The organism is Hungatella sp. SB206 (assembly GCF_051132295.1).
GTDB lineage: Bacteria > Bacillota > Clostridia > Lachnospirales > Lachnospiraceae > Hungatella > Hungatella effluvii.
This window is the reverse complement of sequence record NZ_CP096603.1, coordinates 2,877,496-2,899,091: the sequence shown is the minus strand read 5'-3', so window position 1 is coordinate 2,899,091 and position 21,596 is coordinate 2,877,496. Positions and strand designations below refer to the sequence as shown.

At 50.3% G+C, this 21,596-nt stretch carries 21 protein-coding genes and 1 other RNA gene; 3 read left to right on the top strand and 19 right to left on the bottom strand.

Translation table 11 applies throughout. The features are described 5' to 3' along the window. Positions 1 to 179: 179 nt before the first annotated feature. The 4 genes from M1L66_RS12600 to M1L66_RS12585 all read right to left on the bottom strand — a co-directional run bounded on the left by M1L66_RS12600 (position 180) and on the right by M1L66_RS12585 (position 4,654). On the bottom strand, positions 180 to 2,054 hold the full coding sequence (locus M1L66_RS12600; protein ID WP_187020916.1) for an ABC transporter ATP-binding protein: 1,875 nt from the start codon (positions 2,052 to 2,054) through the stop codon (positions 180 to 182). Continuing rightward, on the bottom strand, positions 2,054 to 3,793 hold the full coding sequence (locus M1L66_RS12595) for an ABC transporter ATP-binding protein (RefSeq protein ID WP_187020917.1): 1,740 nt from the start codon (positions 3,791 to 3,793) through the stop codon (positions 2,054 to 2,056). The genes M1L66_RS12600 and M1L66_RS12595 overlap by 1 nt, the downstream gene beginning before the upstream one ends. A gap of 1 nt (position 3,794) precedes the next feature. Next, positions 3,795 to 4,298, bottom strand: a complete 504-nt coding sequence (locus M1L66_RS12590; protein ID WP_002600153.1) for a MarR family winged helix-turn-helix transcriptional regulator — start codon at positions 4,296 to 4,298, stop codon at positions 3,795 to 3,797. Between the two features lie 209 nt (positions 4,299 to 4,507). Next, the gene (locus M1L66_RS12585) at positions 4,508 to 4,654 is read right to left on the bottom strand and encodes a hypothetical protein (RefSeq protein ID WP_002600154.1); all 147 of its coding nucleotides are present in this window, start codon (positions 4,652 to 4,654) and stop codon (positions 4,508 to 4,510) included. Positions 4,655 to 4,818: 164 nt separating this feature from the next. Between M1L66_RS12585 and M1L66_RS12580 the strand changes: the two genes are divergently transcribed. Next, a complete protein-coding gene (locus M1L66_RS12580) occupies positions 4,819 to 5,313 on the top strand; it encodes a hypothetical protein (protein ID WP_187020919.1) in 495 nt (164 codons plus the stop codon). A gap of 107 nt (positions 5,314 to 5,420) precedes the next feature. Here the strand turns inward: M1L66_RS12580 and codA are convergent, their stop codons facing one another. Together codA and codB are read right to left on the bottom strand one after the other, a co-directional pair. After that, positions 5,421 to 6,656, bottom strand: coding sequence for a cytosine deaminase (gene codA / locus M1L66_RS12575; RefSeq protein WP_434693327.1), 1,236 nt, complete (start codon positions 6,654 to 6,656; stop codon positions 5,421 to 5,423). 15 nt (positions 6,657 to 6,671) lie between these two features. Continuing rightward, positions 6,672 to 7,919: a cytosine permease gene (codB, locus tag M1L66_RS12570; RefSeq protein WP_434693325.1), complete on the bottom strand. Its 1,248-nt coding sequence runs from the start codon at positions 7,917 to 7,919 to the stop codon at positions 6,672 to 6,674. 199 nt (positions 7,920 to 8,118) lie between these two features. Between codB and M1L66_RS12565 the strand changes: the two genes are divergently transcribed. Next, positions 8,119 to 8,700, top strand: a complete 582-nt coding sequence (locus M1L66_RS12565; RefSeq protein WP_349768893.1) for a TetR/AcrR family transcriptional regulator — start codon at positions 8,119 to 8,121, stop codon at positions 8,698 to 8,700. Positions 8,701 to 8,771: 71 nt separating this feature from the next. Continuing rightward, complete coding sequence (locus M1L66_RS12560) at positions 8,772 to 9,473, top strand: SDR family NAD(P)-dependent oxidoreductase (protein WP_434693324.1); 702 nt, start codon at positions 8,772 to 8,774, stop codon at positions 9,471 to 9,473. Here the strand turns inward: M1L66_RS12560 and M1L66_RS12555 are convergent. The 13 genes from M1L66_RS12555 to M1L66_RS12495 form a co-directional block, all read right to left on the bottom strand. Beyond that, positions 9,437 to 9,979 (bottom strand): GNAT family N-acetyltransferase, encoded by a 543-nt coding sequence (locus tag M1L66_RS12555; protein ID WP_434693321.1) that lies wholly within the window; start codon positions 9,977 to 9,979, stop codon positions 9,437 to 9,439. The two genes, M1L66_RS12560 and M1L66_RS12555, sit on opposite strands and share 37 nt — an antisense overlap. An 18-nt stretch (positions 9,980 to 9,997) precedes the next feature. Beyond that, the gene (locus tag M1L66_RS12550; RefSeq protein WP_002600162.1) at positions 9,998 to 10,405 is read right to left on the bottom strand and encodes an ACT domain-containing protein; all 408 of its coding nucleotides are present in this window, start codon (positions 10,403 to 10,405) and stop codon (positions 9,998 to 10,000) included. 89 nt (positions 10,406 to 10,494) lie between these two features. Continuing rightward, entirely contained in the window at positions 10,495 to 10,713 is a 219-nt protein-coding gene (locus M1L66_RS12545) for a YdbC family protein (RefSeq protein WP_055655111.1), read from the bottom strand. Then, on the bottom strand, positions 10,700 to 11,089 hold the full coding sequence (locus tag M1L66_RS12540) for a hypothetical protein (RefSeq protein ID WP_187020929.1): 390 nt from the start codon (positions 11,087 to 11,089) through the stop codon (positions 10,700 to 10,702). Before M1L66_RS12540 ends, M1L66_RS12545 begins: the two co-directional genes overlap by 14 nt. A 190-nt stretch (positions 11,090 to 11,279) precedes the next feature. Beyond that, positions 11,280 to 11,622, bottom strand: a transfer-messenger RNA (tmRNA) gene (gene ssrA / locus M1L66_RS12535). Positions 11,623 to 11,718: 96 nt separating this feature from the next. Then, complete coding sequence (locus tag M1L66_RS12530; protein WP_434693317.1) at positions 11,719 to 13,110, bottom strand: esterase/lipase family protein; 1,392 nt, start codon at positions 13,108 to 13,110, stop codon at positions 11,719 to 11,721. 60 nt (positions 13,111 to 13,170) lie between these two features. Continuing rightward, complete coding sequence (locus M1L66_RS12525; RefSeq protein WP_434694243.1) at positions 13,171 to 14,112, bottom strand: tRNA dihydrouridine synthase; 942 nt, start codon at positions 14,110 to 14,112, stop codon at positions 13,171 to 13,173. Positions 14,113 to 14,155: 43 nt separating this feature from the next. Next, positions 14,156 to 15,514: an MATE family efflux transporter gene (locus M1L66_RS12520; RefSeq protein WP_434693313.1), complete on the bottom strand. Its 1,359-nt coding sequence runs from the start codon at positions 15,512 to 15,514 to the stop codon at positions 14,156 to 14,158. A gap of 211 nt (positions 15,515 to 15,725) precedes the next feature. After that, positions 15,726 to 17,288, bottom strand: coding sequence for an N-acetylmuramoyl-L-alanine amidase (locus tag M1L66_RS12515; RefSeq protein WP_434693311.1), 1,563 nt, complete (start codon positions 17,286 to 17,288; stop codon positions 15,726 to 15,728). A 234-nt stretch (positions 17,289 to 17,522) separates the two neighbouring features. Next, positions 17,523 to 18,302 carry a hypothetical protein gene (locus M1L66_RS12510; RefSeq protein ID WP_434694242.1) on the bottom strand — a complete coding sequence of 260 codons (780 nt, stop codon included), beginning with the start codon at positions 18,300 to 18,302 and terminating at the stop codon, positions 17,523 to 17,525. A gap of 46 nt (positions 18,303 to 18,348) precedes the next feature. Continuing rightward, the gene (locus tag M1L66_RS12505; protein WP_434693309.1) at positions 18,349 to 19,797 is read right to left on the bottom strand and encodes a sensor histidine kinase; all 1,449 of its coding nucleotides are present in this window, start codon (positions 19,795 to 19,797) and stop codon (positions 18,349 to 18,351) included. Continuing rightward, positions 19,794 to 20,465 carry a response regulator transcription factor gene (locus M1L66_RS12500; RefSeq protein ID WP_055655118.1) on the bottom strand — a complete coding sequence of 224 codons (672 nt, stop codon included), beginning with the start codon at positions 20,463 to 20,465 and terminating at the stop codon, positions 19,794 to 19,796. Before M1L66_RS12500 ends, M1L66_RS12505 begins: the two co-directional genes overlap by 4 nt. Beyond that, positions 20,462 to 21,571 carry an FG-GAP repeat domain-containing protein gene (locus M1L66_RS12495; RefSeq protein ID WP_349768894.1) on the bottom strand — a complete coding sequence of 370 codons (1,110 nt, stop codon included), beginning with the start codon at positions 21,569 to 21,571 and terminating at the stop codon, positions 20,462 to 20,464. Before M1L66_RS12495 ends, M1L66_RS12500 begins: the two co-directional genes overlap by 4 nt. Positions 21,572 to 21,596 lie beyond the last annotated feature (25 nt).

Sequence of the window (21,596 nt, the reverse complement as noted above, 5' to 3'; positions counted from 1 at the left end):
ACGAAGGGAGGTACCAGTCTTACGGCAAAGAAAAAGCAGACGGGACACGGCTGTCATTCAGCCGCGTATCCGCCTGCCTTCTATTACATACTTAATACATACTGTTCAAATTGATTTCGATCTGACAATATCTCATACGGCTCATATTCACCATAAGGGGTAACTGTGCAAAGTTATCATTAATCCAATTCCTTCACCCCAGTATAGAGTTCATAATACCGGCCCTTCTGAGCCAGCAGATCGTCGTGATCCCCGCGCTCAATGATCTCTCCGTTTTCCAGTACCATAATGGCATTGGCGTTGCGCACTGTGGAAAGACGGTGGGCAATGACAAATGTAGTTCTGTCTGCCATCAGACGATCCATGCCGTGCTCGATATGTTTCTCTGTACGGGTATCGACCGAGCTGGTGGCCTCATCGAGAATCAGGATCGGCGCCTTGGAGATGGCCGCTCTGGCAATATTTAAAAGCTGCCTCTGGCCCTGGCTTAAGTTCGCTCCGTCGCCTTCCAGCACAGTGTCGAAGCCGTGGGGCAGACGCATGATAAAGGAATACGCCGAGGCCGTCTTTGCCGCCTGGATTACCTCCTCATCGGTGGCATCCAGTCTGCCGTACCGGATATTTTCCATGACCGTCCCCGTAAATAAATGGGTATCCTGAAGAACCATGGCGATATTCTGGCGCAGATTGTCGCGGCCTATATGACGGATATTGACACCGTCGATGGTGATGGAGCCGCTCTGAATATCGTAGAACCGGTTCAGTAAGTTGGTAATCGTCGTCTTGCCTGCTCCCGTGGAACCTACAAAAGCGATCTTCTGACCCGGTTTCGCATAGAGGCTGATATCCTTCAGAATCGTCTTTTCCGGGTTATAGCCAAAGGTAACATCCTTCAGCTCCACATAGCCCTTCATTGGATTCATCACCACCGCGTCGCCGTCATCCACCGGCTCCGGCTCCTCATCCATAACTGCAAACACACGCTCCGCACCGGCCAGCGCCGAGAACACGTTGCTGATCTGCATGGATATCTCATTGATCGGCCTGGAGAACTGTCTGGAAAAATTTAAAAATACGGTGAGGCCGCCGACGTCAAATCCTCTCAGCACACAGAGCAGACCGCCGATCGCCGCCGTCAGCGTGTAGTTCAACTGGCTTAAGTTGCTCATAACAGGCCCCATCATGCCGCCGAAGAACTGCGCCTTGATCATGTTGTCACGTAAATCTTCATTTAAAATCTCAAACTCTTCTTCCGCGATGTCCTCATGACAGAAGACCTTCACGACCTTCTGGCCGCTGATCGTCTCCTCTATATAACCATTTACGGCGCCGAGGGAGGTCTGCTGTGCAGAGAAATACTTCTGGCTCTTTCCTGCCACATAACCGCCTGCCTTCATCATCAACGGAATCATAAAGACGGTTACCAGGGTCAGCCAGATGTTGGTGTAAATCATCAGGGCCAGCGTGCCGACTATGCTTAAAGCACCTGAGAACAGCTGCACAAGCGTACTGCTCAGCATCTGTCCCACGGTATCCACGTCGTTGGTAAAACGGCTCATTAAGTCACCGTTGTTGTTCGTATCATAAAAACGTACCGGAAGCTTCTGCATCTTTGTAAAGAGCTCATCCCTGATCTTCTGCAGCGCATTCTGTGCCACCGTCAGCATGACTCTCGACTGCGCATAGTTGGCGACTACGCCGATGAAGTAGATGGCCGCCATGAATACCAGGGAAGCGGCCAGACCGCCAACGCTTCCGCGGCTTCCATCCATGGGAGCGATATATTTATTGATAATTGGTCTCAGCATATAGGAACCGGTTAAGGTCGCCACCGTATTGACGATGACACAGAAAAATGCCAGCCCCATGTGGAGCTTATATCCATTTAAGTAGGACAGCAGTCGTTTGATGGTCTCCCTGCTGTTTTTCGGCATTCCGCCCTTACCGTGCTGTCTTCCGTGGCCCGGACCGCCCATGGGGCCGCGCCTTTTTGCCGGGGCTACATTTCTGCCGTAGCGCCTTTTTAAACTCTCTACCCGTTTCTGATTATCCATTACGCGCTCGCCTCCTTCTCCCGGTCTCTCTGTGAATAATAAATCTCCTGGTAAGCTTCGCAGGATTTAATCAGTTCTTCGTGGGTTCCCATTCCCACGATCTTTCCGTCATCCATAACAATAATCTTATCCGCACTCTCTACGGAACCGATTCTCTGGGCGATAATGAACTTTGTCGTATCTTTTAATGTGGTCTGGAAGCACTCGCGGATCTTTGCCTCCGTAGCTGTATCGACAGCCGATGTGCTGTCATCCAGAATCAGGATCTTCGGCTTCTTTAACAGGGCGCGCGCAATACAGAGCCTCTGCTTCTGGCCGCCGGAGACGTTGACGCCGCCCTGGCCCAAATCCATCTCGTATCCATCCTTGAAGGATGTGACGAATCCGTCTGCCTGAGCACTCTCGGCCACTGCACGGATTTCTTCCATGGTCGCGTCCTCACTGCCCCACTGCAGGTTTTCTGCAATCGTTCCGGAGAACAGGACATTTTTCTGAAGAACCATGCCGACGCCTTCTCTTAAATTCCGGATGGAATAATCCCGGACGTCGATACCGTCCACCAGCACCTGGCCGCGATCCGCGTCATAGAGTCTGGGGATCAGCTGGACGAGGGACGTCTTTCCGCTTCCCGTGGAACCGATGATACCGATGGTCTCTCCCGGATTGGCGGTAAAATTAATATGATCCAGCACCATCTCGTCGGTGTCCTTCGCATACTGGAAACAGACATCTCTAAATTCAATCCGGCCTTCCGTCACGACGGCGTCCTTTCTTGCCGCGTGCTCATCCGTTAAGTCAATCTCCGTATCCAGGACTTCCCGGACACGCTTTAACGAAGCCATGGCACGGGAGGCCTGTAAGAACACCATGGATACCATCATGAGGGACATCAGGATCTGAACGATATATGTGGTAAATGCGGTCAAATCACCGACCGGCATGGAGCCGCCGATAATTAAATTTCCGCCGTACCAGACGACGGCCAGCGTCGTCACGTTCATGGCCAGCATCATGACAGGCATGGTCGCGATTACGATCTTCATGGCCCGCAGGCTGCCTTCCTTCAAGTCCGCGTTGGTCCGGCGGAATTTTTCTTCCTCATAGTCTTCCCGGACAAAGGATTTGATGACGCGCACATTGGTAAGAGCTTCCTGAACACCTGAATTTAACCGGTCAATCTTCTTCTGCATCACTTCGAACCGCGGAAACGCCGTCTTCAAAATGATGGCAATCGCGATCAGAAGGAGAGGAATCACGACCAGAAGAATCGTCACAAGCCTGCGGTTCATTAAGTACGCCATGATCAGGCCGCCGATCAGCATGCCGGGCGCGCGGAACATCAAACGCAAACTCATCATCAGCACGTTCTGAATCTGCTGAATGTCGTTGGTCAGCCTGGTTACAAGGGAACCGCTGCTGAAATCGTCTATGTTTTTAAAGGAAAACTGCTGTACCTTGTCAAATACGTCTTTTCTCAAATCGGAGCTGAAACAGATGGAGGCCTTTGATGAGAAATAGGCCGCTCCGATTCCGCCCGCGGCCATAACAAAGGCCGTAACCACCATCACGCCGCCCACGGCTATGATATAGCTGGTGTCCCTGTTTGCCACACCATTGTTAATAATCAGTGACATCAGCTTTGGCAGCATGATCTCACCAAATACCTCTGTCAGCATCAAAAGCGGTGCCAGCAGAAATGAGCCCCAATAGGGCTTTATATATTTCCAGTATCGCTTCACGTTATGAATCCTCCTTTTTTGTCGTTGTCTTAGTCGTTATGTCGGACAAATTCGCATAAATGCGCTCCAGATACCCTTCCATGGCCTGAAACTCTTCCTCCGTGAATCCCAGAAACATCTGATTTTCCACGTTTTTAAAAAACTGCCGGCTGTGTTCCACGACATCGAGCCCTTCCTCCGTCAGACAGAGCTTGTTGTACCGGTTGTCTTCCTGGTCCACAATTCTCGTGATATAACCGCCCTTTTCCAGTTTTTTCACCGACACCGCTATGGTTGCCGCGGTGACGTTTAAATATTCCGCGATTTCCTTCTGGGACGCGTTGGAATGTTCCGCCAGGGTTGTTAAAATCTGATGCTGGCTCCTGTAGACTCCAGTCTTATTCAGCCGCTGCTCCAGAATGCTCCGGTGCAGCTTCATAATTCTGATGTACTGCGTCAGCACGTGATGAGCCGAAGAATCCAGCCACTTGCTGTCATGGCATGGCCCGCTGCCACAAGATTTCATGTTTTTCCGCCTCCCTTCCTCATCATATGGGGAATAATTAGTTATGTGATAGTTAGCTAATTAATAATTAGGTATTATACTCTTACTCAATAAGGATTACAATAGGGTAATTATGAAATTTCTGTGAAATATAGAAAAAAGAGGCCAAAAGGCCCCTTCCTGTCACGCTCCATGCATGATCGTAAATATGTAGGATTATAAAGCTGCTGTTACATTTCCAGCGTAACCACGGTCCACCTGCTGTTCTGCATTATGAGGAAGCAGGGCCGCTTCATTTTATAGCGATAGTAGCGTTCCATACAGTTTACAAACAAACGGTATCTCATCAGGCTTGTACAAACAGGATAAATTGTCATGGTTTTCCCTCCCATATCATTCTGTTATAGTTTATGCGAAAAATGCGCCTGTTATGACCATTTTTTCGGCGTATCCATTTTATTCTGCCGATTTACACTGTATTATTGACTTTTCAGACATATGCTTTATAATTACTTTATATGCTCATTTGGGAGGAAAAAAGTTGAATAAAATATGTCCTTATTGCGGAAGAGTCGGGAAATTAGGCACATCCTGCGAAGGCTGCGGCTATGTTCTTCAGGAAAGTGATAAATCGGTAAATGCCCCCTCCGTGCAGCCCCAGGCAAGTCCACCGCCGGTTTCGCCTATACGGCCTGATACTGACAAGCTGACGAACCGTAAATCTGAACCTGTATCTGCCGGACGTCCCGTAAATTCTATTATAAGAAAAATTGTTATAATTATCGGGTGGATCATATCAGCCCCTATCTTTTTATTTGGCCTGATTGGAGCAATGACTTTGCCGGATGCATTTAAAAACAGCGCTTCCTATGGATTCCTGACTATCTTAATGGTTTATTTCATCCTTAACACCGCGCTGCTGATTTTCCATATTACACACTTTAAAACACTGAAAGGTAATCACGGGAAATATTTTAAATATTCTTACATTGCAAACGTGCTCCTGTTTCTCATTGTGGGGTTTGTATTTTTATAAATCGTAATACAATACATATGATACCTGTTGTTTATATCAATAGTGCAGTTCTAAAGTGTTCTAAAAAGGACGATCCCATACCGGGTATCGTCCTTTTCCTTTTGCATCTAAAATAACACATTTTTCTCAGCCGGCTTCGTACTGGCGATCAGCCTGCCTTCCCGGTAGCTTAAGAGTACCTCGCTCTGTTTGTTCAGCGCCTGATAGAAATCCGTCTGGTTCAGCACAATAAAGTCAGCCGGATTTCCCACCTTGATTCCATAGGTATCTCCCAGATTCAGCGTCCGCGCCGCGTTATGGGTGATCAGCTTATAGCTGTTTAAAATCTCCTCGTATCCCATCATCTGGCACACGTGAAGACCCATGTGGACCACGCTCATCATATTGCCGTCGCCCAGTGGATACCAGGGATCGAAGATATCGTCGTGGCCCATGGAAACGTTATTGCCGTTGGCCAGCAGTTCCTTCACCCGGGTTACGCCGCGGCGGCGTGGGTAATTGTCAAATCTTCCCTGTAAATGGGTGTTTACCAGAGGATTGCTGACAAAGTTAATGTCGCTCATCTTAAGCAGGCGGAACAGCTTGCTGCAGTAGGCGTTGTTATAGCTGTGCATGGCCGTGGTGTGGCTGGCGGTTACCCGGTCTTTTAATCCGCTTTCCAGAGCACGGCAGGCCAGAACCTCCAGTCCCTTGGACTGCTCATCATCGATCTCATCGCAGTGTACATCCACCAGGCGGTCGTAGCGCTCCGCCAGTTCCATACAGTAATTGACACTCTCCACGGCGTATTCCCTGGTAAATTCAAAATGGGGGATCGCACCCACACAGTCTGCTCCCATCTTTACCGCATTTTCCAGCAGCTCTTTGCCATTCGGGTAGCTTAAGATTCCCTCCTGAGGAAATGCGACGATCTGAATGGTCACATAGTCTCTCAATTCCTCCTTCAGTTCCAGCATGGCTTCCATGGCTGTCAGCGATGGGTCTGTCACATCCACATGGGTTCTTACGTACTGAACGCCACCCGCCGCCTGCATCTGCACCGCCCTCCGGGCGCGCTCCTTGACGTCCTGCCTGCTCAGCTTTTCCTTCCGCTTCGACCAGCACTCAATCCCCTCGAACAGGGTGCCCGACATATTCCACACCGGGTCCCCGGCCGTTAAGCAGGTATCTAAGTGAACGTGGCTTTCGATAAACGGTGGAAATGCAGACTTCCCGGTACCGTCGATCACTTCCTCACCCGGAAGCGGTTCCAATGCAGGCGCTATCGCTTCAAATACTCCGTTAGACACGCGGATATCAGAAGCCTCTTTTCCATTTTCAATCAAGATCTGTTTTATAAGCATAACGGTTCTCCTCTCCTATCTGGATGTACGTTTTCCAAAAATACGGTCGATAATCACAAAAATCACAGCCGCGACCAGCAAAGAATTCAACGGCTTAATCCCCCACTGGACAAAGATTCCTACAAGCGCCCCGCCAGCCACCGCTAAAATCCCGCCCGGATTCACTGCTGTATGCGGATAGGACTCGTCCATATAATCCTTTTTGTGGAAGAAGTAATGGAGAATGATCACCGCGCCGACAGGAGGGATCATCCCGCTCAGCAGATTTAAAAAACCGACGAAATTATAGTAAAGCCAGACAGCCGTCGCCGTTCCAACCAGACCTCCCGCTAAAACCATGGGCTTCATGGGAACCTTGGTAATATTGGATACTCCGAGGCCGGCTGTGTAAAGCGCGTTATTGTTGGTCGTCCAGATGTTGAGTCCCAGCGTAATAATCGCCGGAACCGCCAGTCCCTGTAAAATCAGAATATTAAAGATATCCGCAACTCCCGTAACAGCGCCGCCAACGGCTCCAAATATCATCATGATGGAATTTCCTACGAAGAAAGCTACCACCGTCGCCGTGACCGCAGTCTTCGGCGTCCTGGAAAATCTGGTGAAGTTTGGCGTCGCCGTTCCTCCCGAGATAAAAGATCCAACCACGATGGCAATGCCAGCCGCCAGCGAAATCGGATTCTCCGGGTTCTGTGCGAAGACATTCGCAAAACCGTGAACCTCCCTGACACCCCAGCTGACAGAATAAATACCCAGAATGGCAATGAGCGGAACCGCAATGGATCCAAGAACCGCCAGCGCCTTGATACCGAAATAGGCGGTAAGCGTCATCACGATGCCCGTAATGATAATCAGAATCGCAACCGGCACGTGAGTCAGCTCCGATACCGGGATCGCAAACATGGCGACACCCACGCCAAACCATCCGATCTGTGTGAAGCTGATTAAGGCTGATGGGAGAAAGGAACCGACCTCACCGAAAGATCGGTGCGCCAGTAAATCCAGCGTCAGACCCGTCTTCTGCCCGATATACCCCAATATACCACAGTAAATCCCTAAAAAGATGTTGCCGATCAGCATTGCCGCCGCAAATCCGGCTGCATTCATGCCGATTCCTAAATTTCCTCCCGCAGTCATGCTGGGCGTGAAAAATGTGAACCCCACCAGCACAACCATTGCAGCCCACAGCCCCTGACGCTTCAGCTGGGGCGGTACGGCGGTTAGTGAAAATTCGGTATCCTTTGCCGTTGCCTTTTCCTTTGTCATTGCGCACCTCGTCTTCTTATTTATTATATTGTCTCCAGAGCGCATCTGATCATTCAATCGGAATGCGTTCTTTTCCGTAGACTACTATACAAATCTTTTTATGGAATGTCAATCGAATCTATTTTTATCCAGTGAATATTATTCATTGATCTTCGTTCACTCAAGTGCTACAATGATTTCAGAGAAGAGAGGTGATACCGTGAAGGAAGAAAAAATAAGGATTTCCAAGCCGCCGGAGGAGCGAAAACAGGAAATTATGGACGCCGCCATGCGGGCATTTACAGAAAAGGGGTATGAACAAACGACTATGCGAGATATTGCCGCAGTGATCGGCGTCGTTCCCGGCCTCTGTTACCGGTATTTTAATTCGAAGCAGGAATTATTTGACAGCGCCGTCTCCCAGTACGTTCTGGACTACTGCGCCCCCATCGTTCAGGCTTTAAAGAGATACCGCGGGGACATCGACGGATTACTGGACTACATTGCGGACTTATTCCTGGACCGCGACGGCAAAGAGAAATACCATGAATTTTTCCATCAGGCTGAAAACAAAACCTTCCACAGCCTGCTGTTTCTGTCCAACTGTGATTATTTATTTCCTTATGTAAAGTCTTTTTTCGACAGCCTGAATGAAAATGGAACCGCGGCGGTCGCCGATACCGCATCCTTTTCCAAATTTGTACTTTATGGCCTGTTTCCGATTCTGAATGATGACGAACTGACTCCGGTAAGGAAAACAGAATTGGCCAGAGGCTATATTACCGGACTGCTGAAGCTGTAATAGCAAAGATATTGACAGGGGAGGCATTTCGGGCAGCGAGTGAACATTGTTCAATGAGAGAAGTCTTATCAATGAGTAAAACAGCATTAATCACCGGCGCAACCAGCGGTCTTGGGCTCAGCTATGCCAGATACTTTGCTTCCAAAGGATGCAATTTAATCATAACCGGACGGCGGGAAAACATGATCAGGGAAAATGCGGAAAGCCTGCAAAATCAATTCCATGTGAACGTGGAGGTCATAATCGCAGAGCTGTCCAGCTTAGACGGGATCAATCGGTTCCTCTCCCAAATCGGAGATCGAACCATCGATATTTTGGTGAACAACGCGGGCTTCGGGCTTAGGAATTCCGGGGCCATCATTAACATTTCATCGGACGGCGCCTTTGCCGTTCTCCCGCACAATGTTCTTTATTCGTCCACGAAGCTCTATATTATAAATTTTACCGAAGGCTTACATATGGAGCTCTCCGGTAAGGACATAAGGGTACAGGCCGTCTGCCCCGGATTTATTGATTCACATTTTCATGAAAGCGCTGAAATGCATATGGATAAGAGCAGGAAGGGATTATTCGGTTTTCGCGATCCCGACGCCATCGTCGCTGACGCCATGAAAGATTTCGCTAAGAAAAAAGTCATCTCCGGCCACGGTCAGGTGCATGTTCTGAAACAGAATAGAGAGTCCGGCAAGCCAGACTCTCTATTCTGCTGCATTTTTAAACAGCTCGAACCTGTCTGTTATAATCGTTTCATCATCCAATATGCGTCTGCATAAGTCCCATCCTTATACTTCATATTGTTCGGAAATGTCCCGAAGATTTCGAAACCCATCTTCTTATAGAGAGCTATCGCTCTCTGATTATCAGCTACGACTTCCAGCTCGATCTGTTCAAATTGATGCTCTTTCGCAATTTCAATCAGCTTCCCGATCATCGCCTTTCCAATGCCGCGGCCGGTATACTTTTGATACAGCGCGATCCCCAGGCTGACGCGATGCTTAAATCTGCCCTGTTCCATCCCCATCAGGGAACAGTTTCCGACATACTCTCCATCGACAAATCCAAGAAGCATGATATTTTGTTTCGACTCATTCTGATTATGTATGAATTTTCGCTCGTCTTCCAGCGTTAAATCGATCTCTTCCGGTTCTTTCACAAGAAACCGGGTCTCGCCGCACGTTGTTTTTAAGCATTCCAGCAGCATTTGTGCGTCCTCTTCTCCGGCATTTCTAAGAAGCAGCTGATGATCGCCCAGATCGATGATTGCGTCCTCTATTCTCATAGTAATCCTCCCATATTCCTAAGAGACTACCGTAAACCCTTTTCCCGCCAGACACGCCTCGACCGCCCGGATATCATCTGCATGAAAAATCAGGATCGGCTTGTTGGAATCACGGTTAAATGACAGGTAAACGTAATCCACATTGATGTTGCTCTCCGAGAGAGCCATCAAAAGGTGATGAAGGTTTCCCACTTCATCCGCCATCTCAACGCCCACCACGTCAGTCAGTTTGCATAAATAGTCCGCCTTCTCAAGTGCCGTTACCGCCTTGTCCGGAGCAGATACAACCATACGGATAATTCCATACTCTGCACTGTCATTGGTTACGGAACCAAGAATATTGATGTTCTCCTCCTCAAGAATTCCGGTGACGTGCTTAAATGTGCCCTTTCTATTTTCTGCGTAAATCGATAATTGCTTCAGCATAACTTATCCTCCTGATTGTTTACTTTCGCCTCATGGCTCGCTGATTAACAGATTATACCATAAACCTGTCCATTCTGAAACCACCTCTGTTATAGAAGCTCTCCCAGAATCTCTTTCAGATTTTTCATCTCCTCTTCGGACAGCGTCGTTCCCTTTCCCATCTTTTCGTGATCCGGCGCCCAGTCACGGATGTCATACTTGGGGGCACCGCCGTTCCAGCTGATCAGATTCACTTCTTTTCTCCAGCCCTTGGCATTCTCGGACAGCACGCCAAACTCTTTTACAATATCATACTTAATATCCGCCATTCTCTGCTCCTCTTTCCCGTTTCTTTATTTCCTCCGCAGTCGGAAGTTCCAGATCCTCTTTTATATCGGCATCTGCCTCCATGACCGCTTTATAGTACTGATGGACCGTTTTATTGACAGAAATAATCCTGCTTTTGGGATTAATCCGTTTTACTGCCTCATCAAAATCCTGTGTCCCGCCCTTTTCCATGGCGTCTTTGATCTGCAGGTAATACATAATCAGGTGTTCCCGCTTCTCGCCCGGAATCAGTTCTTCCAGGAGCCTTCCCACCTTGTTTCTGTGCTTCGCACCGTAACGGAAATAATGGTGCAGGGCTTCCTCTTCCCGCTTTCTCTGTTCTTCCCTGCTTTCTATGGTAAATCCCATAAATTTCATATTAATCACCTCCGTATGCTGTCCGGTCATCCTGAGTATCAGCCGCGTGCTTTCAGAATATCAGCCTTTTTATGATCTGTCAATCACCGGATCAGCCGTTCATCGCTTATCCGGAGCTGTGAACCGCAGCATATTGTAACACGATATACCCATACAAAAAGGAAAAGGCCCAGTAAATACTGAGCCTTTTGAGTGGAGTAGACGGGATTTGAACCCGTGTCCAAAAACCAATTCCCTGTTCTTCTACTATCATAGTCAGTTATTTTACATTCCCTCTGTCACCCGAAAACTGACACCCTGGTGAGTTCAGTAGCTTCATCATACGCCCATATGCTCAAAGCTTTGCATAAGTCGTTTCTCACATCGTCGATGCCGGATTCTTAAGGTGTGAGTGCCCTAAGGCCGACAAGCAGCATTAAGCTGCCAGTGCTAATTCGTTATTGTTAGCGTTTATATTTAAGTTTGCCATTTAACGCATCGCATGCGGATAGCTTCACCAGCTGCATGACCCCTGTCGAAACCAGTACTACCCCGGACTGGTGCCTCTTTTGAGGTATCCTTATACTAGCACGAAACGGGAACGCTGTCAAGAGTGCTGCCCAAGATTCCGGATTTTGGATCTTCTAATTCTAAAATCCTTTTTTTACCAGTTCTGACACAATCTGGACGTAGCATTCCACCACATCGAAGCCCTTATAATCTTCCCGTTTCAAGTCGATCATATCCCCGTGGGATATCCCGCGGTGGCTGCTGCTGGCAAACACGGTACGGAACTCTCCCCAGCGGGCGGACTCTGTGCTCACCAGGCCGTCATTGTCCCCTTCCAGAGGCTTTATAAGGCAGTAGGGAATCCACAGCAGCGGATCGCTGAAACAGTCGCGCATCTTCGAAGCATAGCTCTGATAGTAAACACCGGACGCATCGGGAACCGTTTCATTAAATGCCCTGCTGGACGCTGTGGAAAACTGATGAGTCGCGGTATAGAAATCCGGGTTCTTATCCCCAAATCGGGAAAATGTCCGGTCAAAGCACTTGGCAACCAGACGGTATAAGCCTTCCGGTAAGCGGACTGCATAGTCGACAAACCGGCATCCGTGATGCGGGGTGCTGACCGTGGTAAGTGATGCCGTATATGGAGCCATCCCCAGCTTGCTGATGGCGTAGCGCGCATCCAGACCACCCTTAGAGTGTGCAATAATGTTGACCTTTTCACAGCCCGTCTCCTTCACCACCTCCAGGATCTTCTTTCGAATGTCCTCTGCGTTATAGGTGATGGTCCCCAGCGCCTCCTGATTGCCATAATAGACAGTAGCCCCTAAACGAGACAGTTCCCGGGGAATTCTTCCCCAGTAGTTAAAATAACGCAGGTCGCGGAAGCCGACTCCGTGCACCATGATGAGCGGATACTTCGTCCGGCAGAGATCAGACTCCACGCGGGTCGACCGGACGGACTCCTTGTAGCAGGCAAAATCATACTCCGCCCGCACCAGTCTCATAGCGTGGAGCAGCACAGCCAGATTGACAATCGGAATCCACATGGCCAGCAGCATCAGGAGCCGCATTCTCACGCGGAGACGCGCCGACGTAAGATACATCCTCAGAATTCCATTCCACAGAAGAACCAGAAGGGCCGCTGCCGCAAATACCATATTGCCGATCAGGACTCCCATCGGCCATTCCGCTGCCTCTGCGCTGCCGCGGAGCAGACGGGGATATAGGACAAATGCAATCAGGCACTGTACCAGGATTCCGTAAATCGCCGCAAATCCAAGAGTCCGCCCGCCGCGCATGATAACGAGATGCAGCTTTGCATGGTTCTTGTCATGGTATGGTCTTATATTAAAATAAAGCCAGCAAATGCTTAAGAGAATGCCCCCAACAACTGCCGCTGCGGGCTGCGGCTGAATCCTCCCATCCATGAGGCGTCCGGTAAATAAGCCGTACACAAGCAGCGGAAGATTCGATACCGCCGCAATCATAAGCGCCAGATACAGCTTCCTTAATAATCTTTTTGCCTTCATGAGTTACTCCCCTCTGTCTTCTTCTGTTATCCGCCGATGATGCCCCCTGACACCTGCTCTTTAACGTTCTGCTCCATATCCGCATCCCTCTTGAATATCCAGTTCCCGGAACAGCGTGGTGACGGCAGCTTCATACTCCGCGGCCCGCTCCGCCTTACGAATCTTCTTTCCGTATTTTTCCGATCCCGGAAACAGAAACAGCAGGTAAAACCAGAGTTCCTTCATCTTAAACAGGACGTTCCGGTCGCCGGATATGGTCTCCCTGTAGCCCTGGTAAATCATATCGTGAAATTCCTTAATCCGGCCTTTGTCCGGGAATCCGAATCCCTTGATCTCACCGGCCAGTCCGGGATTTGCGATCAGGCCCCGGCCCAGCATGATGCAGTCCACCTCCGGAAATCCGGCGTGGAACTCCTCCCAGTCCCCGGGAGTGAAGATGTCTCCATTGTACCATACCTCATTTCTGCTGGCTTTCAGAGCCTTTTGAAATGCGGCGCGGTCAGGCGTATTCTTATAGAAATCACTTCTCACCCGCGGATGGATTATCAATTCTTTTAAGGGATATTTATTGTAAATTTCAAGGAGTTCCTCAAATTCATCCGGCGATGCCATTCCCAGCCTTGTTTTTACGGAAAGACGGATATGGATACCCGCACATACCTCATCAAGAAACGCATCCAGCTCTTCCTTTTTCGCCAGAAAACCGGCTCCCTTATATTTCGTAACCACCGTTCCGGACGGACATCCCAGATTCAAATTCACCTCGTCATACCCCAGCGCCTCAAGCTCGCCCGCCATCCAGATAAAGTCCTCCGCACGGTTTGTAAGAATCTGAGGAATCAGGGTAATTCCTTTGTTATGTTCCGGAAGCACATCATTTCGCTCTCTCGAAGCGAAGCGGTGGTTCTGGTTCGGCTGTAAAAATGGAGTAAAATACCGGTCCACATGGGGAAACAGCGCATGGTGGGCGCTCCGGTATACATAGCCTGTAATCCCCTCCATCGGGGCAAAACAGCAGCATGGCTCCTTATGATCTTCTCTCTTTTCAATCACCAGACTCGTCTCCGCCTTTCAATCCTTTTATTCTCACAAAATAGCTGACGACCAGCACCACATCCGCGCCGATCCAGGCCAGGATCTCTGCATAAAAAATGCCCTCCTGCCCGAAGGCCCGCGGAAGAAGCAGCGCGGCTCCCGTTCTCATTAAAAATTCCACCACGCCGGACAGCATGGGCAGAACCGTATCTCCCATCCCCTGGATGGATGAGCGAACCACGTGAAGCAGGTAAAGGATAGGGAGACAGACGCTCATAATCGCCAGATAATGGTAGGCGATTTCCATAGTCCTGGCCGCCTCTTCCGGTGTTCCCGTAATGAAGCATCCGAGAATCGCCTGCCCGAAGACCAGCATCACGGCCGCGATCACAGCCGAGGTGAGCATGGCTAAAAGAAGCCCTGATTTCATCCCCTGCCTGATACGCCTGATCTTTCCGGCGCCCAGATTCTGGCCCACATAAGTAGTCATGGCATAGCCATAGGAGGTCGCGGCGATCTCCAGCAGTCCATACAGCTTGTTGGTCGCCGTAAATCCAGCAATGAAGAGAACTCCGAATCCATTGACTACCGACTGCACAATCATACCGCCCACAGCGATGATTCCATTCTGGAATGCCATGGGAATTCCCAGGGTCATCAGCTTTCTGCAAAGATACGGTTCCAGGTAAAAATCCTTCTTTTCAAATGAAAGAATCGATACCTTTAACAGGCTCTTTAAACAGTATAAACTGGAGCAGGCCTGCGCGATCAGCGTGGCCGCGGCCGCTCCGCCAATCCCCCAGTGAAAGACGAGTACAAACAGCAGGTCCAGGCCAATGTTGACCGCGGAGGCCACCACCATAGCGTGGAGCGGTGTTTTCCCGTCTCCCATGGCCCGAAGGATAGAGGCCAGAACATTATATGCCATCACAATGGGAATTCCCCAGAACATGATCCTTAAATACAAAAGACTCCGCCCGATGATTTCATCCGGCGTATTCAAAAGCAGCAGGACCGGCCGCGCAGCCGCCTGCATGAGAGCTAACATGACCACGGATCCAAGACAGGCCAGAATCGCCGAATTTGCGATTACCTGCCGAAGCTTTCTGTAATCTCCAGCCCCGAATTCGTAAGCCATCAGTATGGCAAATCCCTGGGATATGCCCTGAATCATCCCCAACACCATCCAGTTCAGCCAGTCCGCGGCCCCGAGCGCAGCTAACGCGCCGACGCCCAGCGCCTGACCAACCACCATGGTGTCCACCACGGTATAAAACTGCTGAAATACATTGCCAAACATCAGAGGCAGTGAAAATGCGAAAATAAGCTTCAGCGGATGCCCCTCCGTCATTGTCCTAATTTTGGCCATTTTAATTTTCTCCTGATTTCTTTTTCTTTTTATCAATACCGTATATTTCCAGAATGATTATAACCTGTCAAGGCAAAAAGTGCAATCCGATTCCGGAAAGTGTCCGGCCGGGCAGGGAGTGAATTGTAACAAGCGGACGCAAAAATACCGCCGCTCATGATGGCTGCATGGGCGGCGGTATTTAACAGAATGCAGTGGATTTCAAACACCATTATGGGTGAAACTGTACCGGAGTCACCTCCGGTGTCAGGGGTTCCATCCGGTATTCCGGAAACTGGTCGATCAGATCGTTCAAACAGAGTGCTGTGCTGTGAACAATGTCATGAGCCAGCATCACCACATGTTTTCTTCCCATCGTCGTCTCCCGGGCGTTCGCTATCAGTTCTTCCGGCTCGGATTTCTTTAATGCATCCTCCAGGCTGGCATTCCAGTCGAAATAAATGAAGCCTCTGGCTGTCATCTCTTTGATAATATCCTGATATACCGTTTTATTGTATGCATTAATGCTTCCGCCCGGAAAACGAAAGAGCGTTACTCTCACTCCGGTTACTTCAAGTACAGTTTTGTAGGCCTCGTTGAAATCTTCAAGATAGCTGGCTGTGCTTTGATAAATCTGCTCGTAATCATGGCGGTTGCAGTGGATTCCAATGGTGTGGCCTTCTGCAGCGATCCGCTTTGCCACCTCCGGATTTTTCCTCACGTTTTCGCCTACCAGGAAAAATGTCGCCTTTATGTTCCGGGCTTTCAGCACATCCAGAACGGCGGCGGTATTTTCCGCAGAAGGCCCGTCATCAAAGGTTAAATACATGGTTTTTGGGTGGAAGAAGGCGTCGATCCCTCCCGCGATTCCCTCCGCCAGCTTCTCCTGATATTCCGCCTGGGTAAGCTTTCCGCGTTCCTCCGGGCTGGACAGGAAGCCGGTCTCGATCAGGCACGCAGGCATCTTCGTCCAGCCTGTTACCACAAAATCCGCGTCACCGCGCAGTTCCCTCTCCTTGGCTCCAGTACGCTTCACCGCTTCTTCATGAATCAGGAGAGCCAGCCGTCTGCTGTCACGGGAGGGGTCCGTTCCGTCGTACCATGTCTCGATTCCGGTTGGCACTTCCTCTTCATATGTATTCTGATGAATGCTCACAAAGGCATCGGCGCTATAGCGGTTCGCCGCCTCCACCCGCTGCTCCTTCGTCATATAGGTATCGGTTTCCCGGGTCAGAATCACCCTGTAGCCCGATTCTACCAGCTCCTCCCGAAGCTTCTTTGCAATTTCCAGATTGATGTCCTTTTCCAGTACCCCGTCTGCATAACATCCCTCATCGGTCCCTCCGTGGCCCGGATCTACTATAATAAGCGGATGTTCCGGGTCACTTTCTGTGGTTTGGAAAACTGTTTGTTTCTCCGTCCGGCTCTGTAAGCCAGTTTCCTGCCATGTGCCGCTTCTATCATGCTTGCCTGCTGCCTCCAACTGGTACTCTGCCAATTTTCTGATTCCTGACGCCGGCAGAGTCTGTAATGCTGCCGGATTCGTGGCTGCCGCCTGGCTCTCAGTTACTGCCGGATTCACCGCTGCCGCCTGGCTCCCGGTCGCCGCCTGCGCCTCAGCCGCCGCCGGGCTTACCGCCGCATTGCCTCCCGGAAACATCCCCATCGTCTCCATTGCCGTAAACAGAAACACTGCTGCAATTCCGCCAGCCGCTGCCGCAGCACAATCCTCCAGCCATCTTCTTCTCGTATTTCTCCCGTTTTTCCTGTAACGGGTTTCTCGTTCGTATCTCATTGTACAGCTCCTCCCTTGCCAGGGCATGTTTGAAAAATCATTTCTGCCGTCTGCACGCCCTGCGAAACCGATCCGGAGGGCTTTATGCAGTCAAACACCTGCCGCAGGCAGCGGCACATTAAAATGTCCCTTTCTGCTGCACAAAAGCTCCTGTGTCATCCGTCTCAATATTCATTGATTCCAGATTACACAGGAGCTGCATCAAAAGACCATCATTTTTGCATCATAGTTGCATCATCTCGATATTTTTACAAATAATTCCTGGATACCGTCGTAATAACCGACCGTCGCAGTCGTATTTCCTTTTCCGGTTCCGGGAAACACGTACTTCTTAAAATACGGCGTCATTTCCATCAGCGGATTGTTTCCCTCATAGGGCTGCGGAGCTTCCAGTCCCAAATATCCGCTCCACTTCCCGGCGATCTCATCCGGATCCATGTCAGCCCAGGTGCGTTCCGTCCGGACATAAAACTCATATAGTTTTCCATCGTCCGCGTCGATATAGGCATCGATCAGGCGGTTTCCCCGGTCGTTGTTTTTCTGAATGTTGGAAAGGCTGACCTTCCACACTGCCACGTTATTCCGAGGCTCCAGCACGTCGATCGCAGAATAGAGGACAGCGTCGTAGGCGGAGCGATCGGCTTCTCTCACGGAATCAGGAAGAATTCCCAGTTCTTTCAGCGTTTCAAGGCCCTCGTTTACAACCCGAAACAGCTCCTCCTCTTTGATCTCACGGTCGGACGGTTCTCTGTGATTGACGATAAACGCATACGTTCCCGCCGCCTCTCCATAGGCTTCACCGGAAGCCTCCTGCCTCTCCCCGGCATACGGTTCGCTCTCGGGAAGCGTCTGGCTGTTTAAAGCCTCCGCCAGGATAAACAGCTTATCACTGCGGCTTAAGGAGTATCGGTATCCCTCGCCTTCTCCCTCCCCATCTTTTACGTGGATCTCATTCAAAACCGATTTGTCGCGGTATCCGGATATGGTTTCCGGCCCCCAGATGGCCAGAGCCATGACCAGGGCGGCAAACAGAAGCAGCAAGAAATTTACAGCTTTTTTTTCATACTTCACCACCTCCTTCACCGTCACCCCGCCAGGCGGCAGGACCGCTGTCTTCCCACGGGAGGACAAAGCTGAAGCAGGAGCCTTTTCCCGGCTCGCTCTCGATTTCCAGCCTGCTGTGATGAAGAAGCAGTATCTCCTCACAGAGAGCTAGTCCCAGGCCGGCTCCGTTTCTGCTCCTGGAACGGGATTTATCCACCATGTAAAATGCCTTCGTTATCTTGTAAACTTCCTCCTCCGGAATCCCGACACCGTGATCCTTAACGGAGAATCGGTACCCCTCCGAAACGGCATACCCATCCACATCGATGCGGCTGCCTGGCTCTGAGGCCTTGCAGGCGTTGTCCAGAAGATTGATGAGCACGGATTTTATCAGGCTTGCGTCACACCGGATCATCCCTTCATCGTATGTAAAATGAAAATCCATATTTTTCTTTGCCGCATACATATCATACAGGTAGAAAAACAGCGATTCCGCAAAGACCATCTGTAGCTCGATCTCCTGGCGTTTCGTCACAATGATGTCTAACAGCCGAAGCGACATCGTCTCCAGACGCCGTCCTTCTGTGTAAATGTAATTGGCGCACATAAAACTCTTCTCCTCATCCAGCCGGTGAGACCGCAGCATATCCGCATAACCGATGATCGCGGTGAGCGGCGTCTTAAGCTCATGGGCAAACGCCCCCACGAAGTCTTCCCTCGCCCGGATCTCTTCTTCCAGCTTGATGATATTATCTTCCAGCGCATTGGCCATACGGTTGAAGTCTGCCGTCAGCTGCCCCAGCTCGTCGTCGCTTACGAGCCTGGCGCGATAGTCGTAGTCGCCCGCCGCCATCCGTTTTGTGGCCCGTGTCAGCAGCCGGATCGGCCTTGTCAGCCAGGAAGAAATGAGATGCATGAGAACCGTTCCCAGAAGCAGAATAACGACTGTCACCCTCCGGTAAACCACAAAGCCCGTAGCCCGGTCATGAAACACCTCGGTAACGTCTCTCATCGTCTCTAAATAAAGCCTCTTATCCAGCGCCTCCACCCGGGCGGCCGTCTGAATATAATAGCTGTCGTCCAGCCGGATCACCCGGTAGGTCTTCGTATTTTCCTCAAGCGCGAGAAGCAGCCCGTCATCGGCCGTGAAGCCGTCGGCTGCGTAAAGCACCTGTTTCTGATCATCGGAAATCCGCAGCATACGTCCCGTATCCTGCCCGCCTGCCTCTAAGTTAGAGGCGATCTGACGCGTCGTGTCTTCCTGCAGCACATCATATTTGGCCGGGACATTGAGCGCGGCCGTCTCAAATGCAAACTTCAGGATGCTGCTCTCATCAAGCGCCTGCCCGGCTTCCCGGTCCAGTGCACGCTCAAACACGTAATTTACGAAATAAAACCCGCTGAATCCAAATGCAGCTGCCATGACAATCATGGTCCATAAAAGCAGTTTCAGTGAAAATTTCATCGCCCTACCTCAAGCCGGTACCCCACCTTATATACGGCCACCAGCCGTGGAAATTCGCCGTTTTCCCAGTTCAGCTTCTTCCGCAGACGCTGTACATGCAAATCCAGCGTACGGCTGTCGCCGGAGTATTCGCCCTCCCACACCTTCTCGTACAGCGTTTCCCGAAACAGCGCCACATTCCGGTTCCGCAAAAAGAGGACCAGGAGCAAAAATTCCTTATTGGTCAGCTCCACCGGCCTTCCGGCCTTCATGACGGTCCGCGCCTCCACATCTACCACCACGTCGCCCGCAGACAGACGCCTCTCCGTCTTATTGTATCTGCGCAGAACCGCTTCCACTCTGGCCACCAGCTCGACCACATCAAAGGGCTTCACCAGATAATCATCGGCCCCCAGCTTAAGCCCCTTCACCCGGTCTCTCACCTCATATTTTGCGGTAATGAAAATCACGGGTATCTCCATGGGGCGTATGTATTCCATGATGTCGAAGCCGTCAATCCCCGGCAGCATGATATCCAGTAAAATGAGGTCAAATTTCTCATTTTCTATGATTCTGAGCGCCTCCGCCCCATCCTGAACCGCCGTACAGTGGTATCCGGCCTCCGACAGGTTCAAATCGATCAGATCGCAAATCGGTTTCTCGTCGTCCACTATCAGTATTTTTATCATGATTCCTGTCTCCACCCCCAATAAGCCCTGGCCTTTTCCACCAATTCCTCCATCGTGCTGTCGTCTTTACTCTGGTACTGTTTCTTAAATTCTGTTTCCGGATAGAATCCGCCCGTCTTCTGGTAATAGATGGAATAATCATTTTCCAGGATCGTCTCACCGTCTTTTCCCTCATAGCTGTACCGCGCCAGAACCGCCAGATCCTTCATCCCGTCGCCGTCAATGTCTCGGCAGGCGACTCCCTTCAGCGCATACAGATTTTCATAGTCGCCCATAGGCTGGAAGCTCCATACGATGTAGCCCTGCTCATTGACGAGATAGACCATAAATACGGTATATTCCGCCATCCGGTACGTTCCCGGAACCACCAGTAAGTTCCCCAGCTTCTCGAACTTGCGCCAGTAACTCTGCTCGGATACCACCTTGAATCCATGTTCCTTTAATTCATCCAGCGTAGCGGCTGTATACAGGAATTCCGTTGAATATCCATCCTCTAAGAAAGAGGCGATAAACCGGATACTCTTGTTCATTCCAAACCGGTTAATCTTGTCGGAGAGGCGCCAGTCGCGGTAAAAACCAGTTTCATTCTGAAACAGCACATCTCCAACCTTATATGCCCTGCCTGCGGCGGAGTCTTCCTTTTCACAGGAAGTGATCAGCAGAATGTCTGTCTTTCCGTCTCCGTTTAAATCCTGAAAAGAGACGGCGGAAATCCCCTGATTGAGCTGATTAAGCTCCCCTCTGACCTGATTGTTTGTCTCCAGCTGATCCGTCTGATAGACCGTGTTTCCGTTTTCATCTGCAAAAAACAGGACGAGGCGGCGATACGTCCTGTCAATGGCAGGAATCATGGAGACATCCCCAAATGCTTTTACCGTCATGGTAAATACCTGGTTCTCAATAATATCGAAACCACTTGCGGCGATATCCGCCTCTCTCTTCACACCGTCAAGACGTTTCTGATAGGCATTGTAGGCGTAAAGCGCACTTTGCTCCTCCTCCGCCTGCACGGGAAAGCGGCCGGAACAAGCCGCAGAAAACAGGGACAAGCACAGAAGGCCTGCCGCGGTGCGGACAAATAATTTTCTGTATTTCAAAGGGATCACCTGCCTTTTTCTTCGGACTCAGACG